The organism is Mesorhizobium sp. M7A.F.Ca.CA.002.09.1.1, from assembly GCF_003998555.1.
Taxonomy (GTDB): domain Bacteria; phylum Pseudomonadota; class Alphaproteobacteria; order Rhizobiales; family Rhizobiaceae; genus Mesorhizobium; species Mesorhizobium ciceri.
The window spans coordinates 1-8,166 of the sequence record NZ_RZRR01000154.1 but is presented as its reverse complement, the minus strand read 5'-3'; the positions used below and the strand labels follow the sequence as shown (position 1 = coordinate 8,166).

The 8,166-nt window shown below is 62.1% G+C and carries 12 protein-coding genes; 6 read left to right on the top strand and 6 right to left on the bottom strand.

The window, feature by feature from the left end; all coding sequences use genetic code 11:
• The 3 genes from EN994_RS09610 to EN994_RS09595 form a co-directional block, all read left to right on the top strand.
• Positions 1 to 750, top strand: a 750-nt coding sequence (locus EN994_RS09610) for a hypothetical protein (RefSeq protein WP_127307500.1), incomplete at its 5' end; no start/stop codon positions are given.
• A gap of 645 nt (positions 751 to 1,395) precedes the next feature.
• The gene (locus tag EN994_RS09600) at positions 1,396 to 1,752 is read left to right on the top strand and encodes an SPW repeat protein (RefSeq protein WP_027162069.1); all 357 of its coding nucleotides are present in this window, start codon (positions 1,396 to 1,398) and stop codon (positions 1,750 to 1,752) included.
• A gap of 212 nt (positions 1,753 to 1,964) precedes the next feature.
• Positions 1,965 to 2,882, top strand: coding sequence for an NADP-dependent oxidoreductase (locus EN994_RS09595; RefSeq protein WP_013530136.1), 918 nt, complete (start codon positions 1,965 to 1,967; stop codon positions 2,880 to 2,882).
• 33 nt (positions 2,883 to 2,915) lie between these two features.
• Here EN994_RS09595 and EN994_RS36005 read toward each other — a convergent pair whose 3' ends face one another.
• Together EN994_RS36005 and EN994_RS09590 are read right to left on the bottom strand one after the other, a co-directional pair.
• Positions 2,916 to 3,146, bottom strand: a complete 231-nt coding sequence (locus EN994_RS36005) for a hypothetical protein (RefSeq protein WP_244514335.1) — start codon at positions 3,144 to 3,146, stop codon at positions 2,916 to 2,918.
• Positions 3,140 to 3,601 (bottom strand): hypothetical protein, encoded by a 462-nt coding sequence (locus EN994_RS09590; protein WP_244514337.1) that lies wholly within the window; start codon positions 3,599 to 3,601, stop codon positions 3,140 to 3,142. The genes EN994_RS36005 and EN994_RS09590 overlap by 7 nt, the downstream gene beginning before the upstream one ends.
• Before the next feature lie 217 nt (positions 3,602 to 3,818).
• Here EN994_RS09590 and EN994_RS09585 point away from each other — a divergent pair, with 217 nt between their 5' ends.
• Positions 3,819 to 4,259: a DUF2267 domain-containing protein gene (locus tag EN994_RS09585; RefSeq protein ID WP_013530134.1), complete on the top strand. Its 441-nt coding sequence runs from the start codon at positions 3,819 to 3,821 to the stop codon at positions 4,257 to 4,259.
• Between the two features lie 62 nt (positions 4,260 to 4,321).
• Here EN994_RS09585 and EN994_RS09580 read toward each other — a convergent pair whose 3' ends face one another.
• From EN994_RS09580 to EN994_RS09570, 3 genes are all read right to left on the bottom strand, one after another.
• A complete protein-coding gene (locus EN994_RS09580; protein WP_063168782.1) occupies positions 4,322 to 4,537 on the bottom strand; it encodes a hypothetical protein in 216 nt (71 codons plus the stop codon).
• Between the two features lie 57 nt (positions 4,538 to 4,594).
• Positions 4,595 to 4,840 carry a hypothetical protein gene (locus EN994_RS09575; RefSeq protein WP_013530132.1) on the bottom strand — a complete coding sequence of 82 codons (246 nt, stop codon included), beginning with the start codon at positions 4,838 to 4,840 and terminating at the stop codon, positions 4,595 to 4,597.
• A 180-nt stretch (positions 4,841 to 5,020) separates the two neighbouring features.
• Positions 5,021 to 5,923 carry an alpha/beta fold hydrolase gene (locus tag EN994_RS09570; protein WP_127307499.1) on the bottom strand — a complete coding sequence of 301 codons (903 nt, stop codon included), beginning with the start codon at positions 5,921 to 5,923 and terminating at the stop codon, positions 5,021 to 5,023.
• A gap of 101 nt (positions 5,924 to 6,024) precedes the next feature.
• Between EN994_RS09570 and EN994_RS09565 the strand changes: the two genes are divergently transcribed.
• Positions 6,025 to 6,990: a LysR family transcriptional regulator gene (locus EN994_RS09565; protein ID WP_013530130.1), complete on the top strand. Its 966-nt coding sequence runs from the start codon at positions 6,025 to 6,027 to the stop codon at positions 6,988 to 6,990.
• On the opposite strand, the gene EN994_RS09560 is transcribed toward EN994_RS09565, so the two are convergent.
• On the bottom strand, positions 6,953 to 7,657 hold the full coding sequence (locus EN994_RS09560) for a DUF4336 domain-containing protein (RefSeq protein ID WP_024504113.1): 705 nt from the start codon (positions 7,655 to 7,657) through the stop codon (positions 6,953 to 6,955). The two genes, EN994_RS09565 and EN994_RS09560, sit on opposite strands and share 38 nt — an antisense overlap.
• 136 nt (positions 7,658 to 7,793) lie before the next feature.
• Here EN994_RS09560 and EN994_RS09555 point away from each other — a divergent pair.
• The coding region (locus EN994_RS09555; protein ID WP_164745849.1) for a TetR/AcrR family transcriptional regulator at positions 7,794 to 8,166 on the top strand (373 nt) is incomplete at its 3' end.

Genomic DNA, 8,166 nt, shown 5'->3' with positions numbered 1-8,166 from the left:
GCCATGGATGCGACACGCCCCAGCGATCTGGGCAATGGCGTGCTCGGCCGCCGCTACTACGTCATCTGCGAGGCCAGCGAGTCCTTCCGCGCGATTTCGTCGGGTCATGGCAGCGGGCGGAATCTGAAGGGCGTCGTCGATTTTTCGAATGGCAAGCGGTGCGCTAGGAACTTCGGCAATGCGATGGATTCATCGTTGACGGCCGGCGGCGCCTATATGACCCGCGAGGCGAAAACCTCGTTCAAGGGTTATTACCGCACTGGTGCGAAACGGGACGTGGCTTTCCAGCGCACCTTCATCCAGTTCGACGGCGAAGGCGAAGCCGCGAACGCCAGGCAGCGGGTGATCGGCGGCCACGCGGCCCAGGTGCTGCACGGCCTGTGCCTGCGCAAAAATCCGAACAGCTCGCATGCCGACCATGACGGCTTCGTACCGTTCGGCAAGCTGGTGGATTATGCCGGCGGCCGCAGCAATGGCTGCACCAGTTGGTCGCCGGCGGATGCGCAGCAGATTATCCCGATGGTCAAGGACAATCCGACGACGCTCTACATCTACCCGGAATCGCGCGACATCGCCGCGGTCGCAGCCAACCATTCACAGCCGGGCGCCTATTGGAACGCGTCCTGCCTGAAGGAAATCGGCACACCGAAATTCTGGCCGCGAAAGACCCTCGAGCCGATCATCGCCCAATACAGGAAGGATCATCCGGCACCGCCGCCGCAGCCAGTGCCGATTTGCACGCAGCCGTGACGTCCGCTTCGGCATGCGAACCATGCGCATTGATCAGCAACCCGTCGTGAACCGGTATCGATCCCGATCTCCGAGGTTTGCCAGCGTCTGACTCCCCGCGCGTCGTCGATGTCGGCAAGCCAAAGGCTGGGATAGGTTCATTTGTAACCTCGGCGCGTTGGTCCCCAGAGACAACGCGCGCCCATGGCGCGGGCGGCCGCCGCCGAGAAGGCCGCCGAAACGAAAGGCGCATCCGGTCGTTCCGCCGCCGCGCGCAAGGCAGTGCGGACCAAGGGTACCCGCGGCAGGAAGGAAGCGGCACAGAAGGCTGCCAGAACGCGAACACATCACGCTTACATTGAACGTCTTCTTCGAGGACTGGCGCTCCGGGTGACGACTATGATCGAGAGGCGATCACATGGGTAATCGCCTGCGCCTCGCATCTTCCCGCCGCGTTGTATGTCGCGAACGGATCGGGAGTGGCTGAATGCTCCTGGCGAGGAGAGTTCCCGGTGCCGTGCCAGGCCGATTGGTTGGAACCAACGGCCTGCTCTCCAGTTAGAAAGCCAGCAAGTCTGGTTGTAGCCTTGCCGCCATGTGACCGACGGTTTCAAGGCCGCCGATTGAGCTTCGGAAGCGTGGAGAGCACGCTTGATGGAGAAAATCATGAACCAATGGTCAAATGCCAAGCTCTGTGACGTAGCAAATCTGGTCCTCGGAGCAATTCTCTTCTTCTCTCCATGGATATTCGCCTTCGCGGCAGGGACACAGTCCCAGAATGCCATGGGCAGCGGCATCGTGATTGTCGTGCTTTCGGTTGCCGCCCTCTTCGCCTTTGCTGTCTGGGAGGAATGGCTGAACCTCGTTGTGGGTCTTTGGGTAGTCGTGTCTCCCTGGGTGCTTGGATTCCAGGCAACCACAGCCATGGGCGTGCATGTTGTAATCGGCGTTCTGGTCGCGGTTCTGGCTGCGATCGAGCTGTGGATGATGAACCAGAACCCGCCGACGCAGTCTACGGCCTAGCAGGACTGGGCGTCCTTGCGGCGGCCTGATCGTGACGGATTGGCCGCCGACAAATTGGCATCCCGCTGGGTCGCCGATGATGGTGGAAAATCATCTGACGGTGGCCCGCCGGGAGGCCAGCGTGCCTGCCGCCGCAACCTCGGCTGCACAGCCGCTGACGACAGCCCTGCAGACAGCGTCGCCGAAAGCCAGACAACAGGAGGTATGCCGACATGAAAGCAATCCGCATCCACGCTTTTGGCGGACCTGAGGTTCTTTCGATCGATCAGGTCCCCTCGCCTCAGCCCCTTGACGACGAGGTTGTGCTCAGGGTCCGCGCCGCAAGCGTCAATCCGATCGACTACAAGACCCGCGAAGGGTCGGTGAGCGAGACCCTGCCGGTCACGCTCGGGCGCGACGTATCCGGCACGGTGGAAATATGCGGTACGCGGGCGCATACGTTGAAGAAGGGCGACCCGTTGTTTGCGATGCTTGGTCATGACCGGGGCGGCAATGCCGAATATGTCGTGGTCAAGGCGACGGAGGCGGCTGCCAAACCGGATCGTCTAAGCCATGTCGAAGCCGCGGCGGTGCCGCTTGCCGGCATCACCGCATGGCAAGGCCTTTTCGATCATGGCGGCCTCAAATCCGGACAACGGGTTCTCATCCATGGCGGCGCCGGCGGCGTCGGTCATCTGGCGATCCAGCTGGCCAAGGCCGCGGGCGCGTTCGTCGCGACAACCGTTTCCGCCGAGGACGTCGTTTTCGTGCGTGAGCTTGGCGCCGATCAGACGGTCGACTACAAGAATCAGCGTTTCGAAGAGGTCGTCGATGCGGTCGACCTGGTGTTCGATCTTGTCGCGGGCGACACGCAGGAGCGCTCCTGGGAGGTGCTCAAGCCTGGCGGGACGCTCGTTTCCACGCTTTCCCAACCGTCGCAGGAAAAGGCAAACTTGCGTCGGGCGCGTGGCGTCTCCTACCTGGCCGAGCCGAATGCGGCGCATCTTGCCGAGATCGGCCGCCTCATCGAGGCCGGCAAGGTCACCCCCTTCGTGCAAGCCACCTACCCGCTTGGAGAGGTCGCCAAAGCGGAAGAACGGCTGGAAAATGAGCATGTGCGTGGCAAGATCGTGCTTGAGGTTTCCGCCTAGCGCGAGTTGATGCTCCTGCCCCTCTCGAACGGGTTATCCGATCCGCGCCTCGCCGTCGCTGTCCGGCACGTTTGGAAACAGCACCTTCAGCTTGTGTTCCGCGCTTGCCCAACTGCGCCTGTGATGTTGCCACAGGCACCAGTTGCTCACCGCAAAAGCTAGAATGCCGACAGTCACGGCGAGACTGACCATCGAGCCAACGACAACCTTGAGCATCACGCCGGCAAAGACACCGGCGATGGCACCGTTGACGACATTCACCATCCCTGCGGTTCCGGCGAACGCTTGCCAGGGCCTTGGCTTGAGGCCGACATCGGCCAGCAGAGCCGTTTGGGGGTGGAGTGAACCAGATAGCGCGCCATCGAAGGGGTGAGCTCGGTGTAGCAGTGCCTGATGCGTGCCATGCCGCGGGCGTGGACCATGTCTTCGATGGCCACCTGCACAGCCCTGACGAATGTCACCAGCCCAATGAAGTAGAGGCACGGCAACAGGATCAGGCTGAACAGCATGAAAGGAAGCCCCATCCTCGTCACCTGGGCCACGAAAGCAAGGGCGATCGTGGCGCTGGATACCGAAGTCAGGAACAAATTTGCGCGCTGATTCGCCTCCTGAATAGTCGCCGCCCTGGCGGTCCCCAGCACCAAATGCTCCGTCGTCATCATCTGCAGGAGTTGCTGTCGGTTCTCGCCTTCAGTGGTTTTTGTCTTCCTTGCAGGCATCGCAAAAAACCCGTTGCAGGACGCGCAACCAGCTCCTCAAAGCCGCCCACCCAGGAACGAACTGCTTCGGAAGGGGTTCCGGCGCAACCAAGACCGCTACCGTGGATCCCGGGGCAGAGCCGGATCACAGGCCGAGCCAATTTTGTCGACAGATAGCGAAACGATTGTCCCTGAGCATCGTTTCGAAACCAGACATGAATTTGATGAGGAGGCGATGATGAGCGCTACCGGTTTGGATGTCTTTGACAGGACGCTGCAGACAACCAACATCTGGCTCGACGAGATCATGGACGATCATGGTCCGGATCGGCGAATTGCATGGCACATATTGGGCGCGGTCCTGCGGACCGTAAGGGACAGGCTGCAGATCGGGCTTGCGGCCAAACTTGGGGCGGAACTGCCGCTCCTGGTGCGCGGCGCCTATTACGACCACTACCGGCCCGCAGCCGAGCCGGACAAAACGCGCTCCCTGGAAAACTTCTCGCAGCACATCGGCGAGGAATTGAAATCGATCCGCCCCGTCGATCCCGAGGATGCAGCACGCTCGGTGTTCCGAGTTCTTGCACGGCATATTGATCTTGGCCAATCGGCTAAGGTGCGCGATGCGCTGCCGAAGGAAATCCAGGCGCTCTGGCCCGAAAGCCTCGGTGTCAAATAGAGATGGCACGAATCTGGCGGCTCCCCGGACAGCCAGGCCGAGGCTGGCGCCCCTGTCGGGCGTCAGTCCCGCAAACGGTTGGCGGCATGATCCTGATGCTGCTCGGTCGCGACCTGCCTGGAGTCCAAACCGCGTTCTTTGGAATGCTGTGCCTTGTCGCGATTGGACAGAACCTTGTTTTCTTCGAGCTTGTCTTTTGGCGTCACGGTCATGGCGCCTGTGCCGGAACCCTTTCCTTGTGAACCTGCTCCGATGTGCTTCTTGCTGCCGTGTGCCATGGGCTGCCTCCAATCTATGACGAATGTTCCAGGAGCGTTGCTGGTCCGTGACGCGCTTTAGTCGTCGGCACGGTTCTTGTGATGGGCGCTTTCCTGATTCTTGCCGCGAAGCATGTTGCGGTCGTCTGGATCGACGAGGTCCGGTGTATCGGTCCTCATGTCCGCTCCCTTGCGCAGTGCTTCGCGTTCCGCCGCTGATCGTTTCAGATCCGCCTCGGCATCAAAATCCTTGCCGGCGTTCTTTGTGTTTTCCCGCTCTTCAATGATGCGAATTTGTTGATCGTGGGTTTTGCGTCCAGTCATCGCTTTCCTCCGGCGTGTTCGTGTCGGCGCCCGAAAGTGGTGCGTCGCCGGCCGTCTCTAAGGTCGGTTACGGCGTTTGCCTGTCCGAGCCTGCCTTCGTGCTGATAATGGCAAGGTGACGGGATCGTTCCGAAAGGCGTTGAAAAGCTTCTCGCCAGATGGCTCCGCTCGGCCCGGCGCTCACATTGACGCAGGCTCCGGCTGGCGCCCGCCCTTGTGAACCGCAGCGTCCTTTGAACGCTCGGCAACCGCCGGGCTGGTGCCGGATGCCTTTGCCGTCGCGGCACTCGGCTCCGCGCAGAAATCGATGACAGCCTGGATGAACTCCGCCGGATATTCGATGTTCGACAGATGGACCGCAGGCAGCACAACCAGCTTCGCGCCGGGTACCGTCGCGGCGATCAGCTCGCTGTGGCTGGCTGCCCTCACCGTGTCGTGCCGACCAGCGCTCACCAGCGTCGGCCGGGGTATCAGTGCCACGGTGCGGCCAAGGCCCGCCTCGCGAACCGCCGCGAACAGACCCGCCAGGCCCTGCCGGTCGATAGCCAGCAGCATGGCGCGAAAGTCTTCGACCACAGGCTCGTTGGCGGCAACCAGCGACGCGGGGAACCAGTTGCTCAGGAACGTCTCGGCGGTTTCCGACATGTCCCGCGCCTGGCGCACCGCAGCGATCCGCTCGTCGAAATAGCTTGCCGGCGCCAGATGCGACGAGGTGTTGCTCAGGATCAGCCGGTCGATCCGCTCGGGCGCGTGGATGCCGAGCCACTGCGCGACGAACCCGCCGAGCGACAGGCCAAGGAAATGTACGCGTTGCAGGTCGAGCGCATCGAGCAACTCGATGACGTCGCGGCCAAGCCGGTCCAGCGAATAGGCGCCGACCGGAACGCTCGATCCGCCATGGCCGCGAAAATCGTAGCGCAGGACACGAAAATGCTTCGACAATTCGCCGACCTGCCCATCCCACATGTGCAGCGTGGTGCCGATGGAATTCGACAGCACCAGCACCGGCTTGCTTGCCTCGCCGTCGAAGCGGTAGGCGATGCGCGTGCCATCGCCCGTTGTGACGAAATTCAGCTCATTCATGATGAAGATTCCTTCTGGAACGTTGAACGAGACAGAGCCTAGCTGTGGAGCGATTTTGTTGATATTACAAAGATAAGACAATCTCTGTAACAAAAACTGACATGGCCGAATTCACCCTGCACGATCTGCAATGCTTCGATGCGGTGGTCCGCACCGGCGGTTTTCAGCCTGCGGCGGCCATGCTGTATCGCTCGCACCCCGCGGTGTTCGCCGCCGTCGCCAAGCTGGAGCGACAGCTCGGCCTCGTCCTTTTGGATCGCAGCGGCTATCGCGTGCGTCCGACCGAGGCCGGGCTGTCGTTCCACCGCCGAGCGCTATCGCTGCTGCGCGAGATGGACGGTTTGCGCGTCCATGCCGCCCAGTTGGCGATGGGTGAGGAAAGCGAGATCCATGTGGTGATCGGCGACCTGTGCCCGCGCCCGCAGGTGCTGGGCATGCTCGGGCGATTCTTCGCACAGTTGCCCGGCACGCGCCTGCATCTGCATTTCGAAGCGGTGGGCGGCCCATGGGAGCGTCTCTTCGACGACGAAGCCGACCTGATCCTGCACTGGGTCGACAAGGGCGATGCGCGGGTGGAATGGGTCGATTTGTGCAAGGTGTCCTTCATTCCCGTGGTGGCGCCGGGCTTTCTGCCTCAGCGTATCGAGCAGCCGATCACCCCGGACCAGATGCAGGCACTCACCCAATGCGTCATGCGCGACAGCGCCCGCCATTCGCCACAACAAAACTATTCGCTGATCGAAGGCGCGCCGCAATGCCTCGTCGCCGACCAGGGCATGAAGAAGGAGATCATCCTGCAGGGCCTTGGCTGGGGCCACCTGCCCCGCTTCCTGATCGAGGAAGAACTGCAGGACGGACGCCTGCACTCCATTGCCGGCCGTCATCTGCCGGGCCGCACCGACGAACTGGTGGTGGCGCGCCGCCGCGACCGGCCGCATGGGCCGATCGCGAACCGGCTGTGGGATCATATCCAGCAGGAAGCGCCGGCATTGCGCCGTGTGCTCGAAGCGCCGAAATCCGCCGAGGAAGTCAGCGGCCAACCAGCCAGCGAAAAGCGCGACGGATGAACGTTTGAGCGTCCTCCGTCACTGGTTCGCCGTGCGCCATCAGCACTCTTTCGGCCGGCCATGCCAGTATGCGTTGAAGAGCGGCACGCGCGGCGCGCCGGTCGGTAAAGCCGGCGCGGAATTTTCGCGGCACTGAGGGCTCTGCGGCCACCATCAGATCCAGCCGGGCTACGAGCGCCCGCCAGCCCTTGAACCATCCGGCGTGGAAATGCTGGATCAGATCGGTGAACAACACTGTCCTGCTTGCGCGGTGGAAGAAGACAATCTCGGTGGTGATCCTGTTGCCGCGCACGACGACCTGGTCGAGATCGTCCGCCCAGTCGGCGGCAGGCGTATCGCCGAGCTCGCCGCAGAAGAGGATATCTCGGCGCTTTTCCCGCAGGCCGGGTGGCGCATAGACCTTGGCATCGGGATAGCCGCGCTGCCAGTCAGCGAGAAACACGTGGTGAAGCGAATTGGGCGGGATCAGGAAGCGCACCACGCCCAGAGCGTCCACATCGGCGCGCAGCTCGTTCGTGAGCTCTACCGGTGACCAGATGAACAAACCGCCCCCGGACAATCCGATAACGGCCATACGCGTGGGATAGTGAAAGCCGGCGGCCGCCGTGACGATCGGACCATCCGCAATCCAGATCCCAAGGCCGAATTCCTTGAGACTACCAGCCATTTGCACATTGCTTCCCATAGAGCCGCTTGAATTCCGATGCGCCACAGTCGACCCTTCGCGGGATTGGCGGCTGCCGCAATGCGGCGGTCACGCAGCAAAAGTTTACATATGTGTAAATTTACACTAGGGTATAAAAATGACAACCCCAAAGCGGACCGAACGGTCGCGAAGCCTCATCCTCAATGCCGCCGACCTGGCGTTTCGGGAGATGGGGTTTGCCAACACCTCGGTCGAGGAGATCGCGACGCGTGCCGGCTTGACCCGCAAAACGGTCTACAATCTGTTCAGTTCGAAAGAAGAAATCGCGTTGCGGCTCATCGCCCGCGTGGAGGCGGGCGATGCCGCCTACCGCGCCCGCATGGCGGCGAACGAAGATGTATTCGTCATGCTCGAGACAGTCTTTCTCGACAGCGCCGGCTGGTGCCTGGCCAATCCCTCGCTTGCCAGGCTGGCTCTTGCCCCCGCCGAGCGTCCGTCCCTGCAGCCGCCGCCCGACCGGCCCTCATTCC

Coding starts and splice junctions, on each gene's coding strand:
- EN994_RS09600 (WP_027162069.1), top strand. CDS start 1,396: ATGAACCAATGGTCAAATGCCAAGCTCTGTGACGTAGCAAATCTGGTC.
- EN994_RS09595 (WP_013530136.1), top strand. CDS start 1,965: ATGAAAGCAATCCGCATCCACGCTTTTGGCGGACCTGAGGTTCTTTCG.
- EN994_RS36005 (WP_244514335.1), bottom strand. CDS start 3,146: ATGGTGAATGTCGTCAACGGTGCCATCGCCGGTGTCTTTGCCGGCGTG.
- EN994_RS09590 (WP_244514337.1), bottom strand. CDS start 3,601: ATGCCTGCAAGGAAGACAAAAACCACTGAAGGCGAGAACCGACAGCAA.
- EN994_RS09585 (WP_013530134.1), top strand. CDS start 3,819: ATGAGCGCTACCGGTTTGGATGTCTTTGACAGGACGCTGCAGACAACC.
- EN994_RS09580 (WP_063168782.1), bottom strand. CDS start 4,537: ATGGCACACGGCAGCAAGAAGCACATCGGAGCAGGTTCACAAGGAAAG.
- EN994_RS09575 (WP_013530132.1), bottom strand. CDS start 4,840: ATGACTGGACGCAAAACCCACGATCAACAAATTCGCATCATTGAAGAG.
- EN994_RS09570 (WP_127307499.1), bottom strand. CDS start 5,923: ATGAATGAGCTGAATTTCGTCACAACGGGCGATGGCACGCGCATCGCC.
- EN994_RS09565 (WP_013530130.1), top strand. CDS start 6,025: ATGGCCGAATTCACCCTGCACGATCTGCAATGCTTCGATGCGGTGGTC.
- EN994_RS09560 (WP_024504113.1), bottom strand. CDS start 7,657: ATGGCTGGTAGTCTCAAGGAATTCGGCCTTGGGATCTGGATTGCGGAT.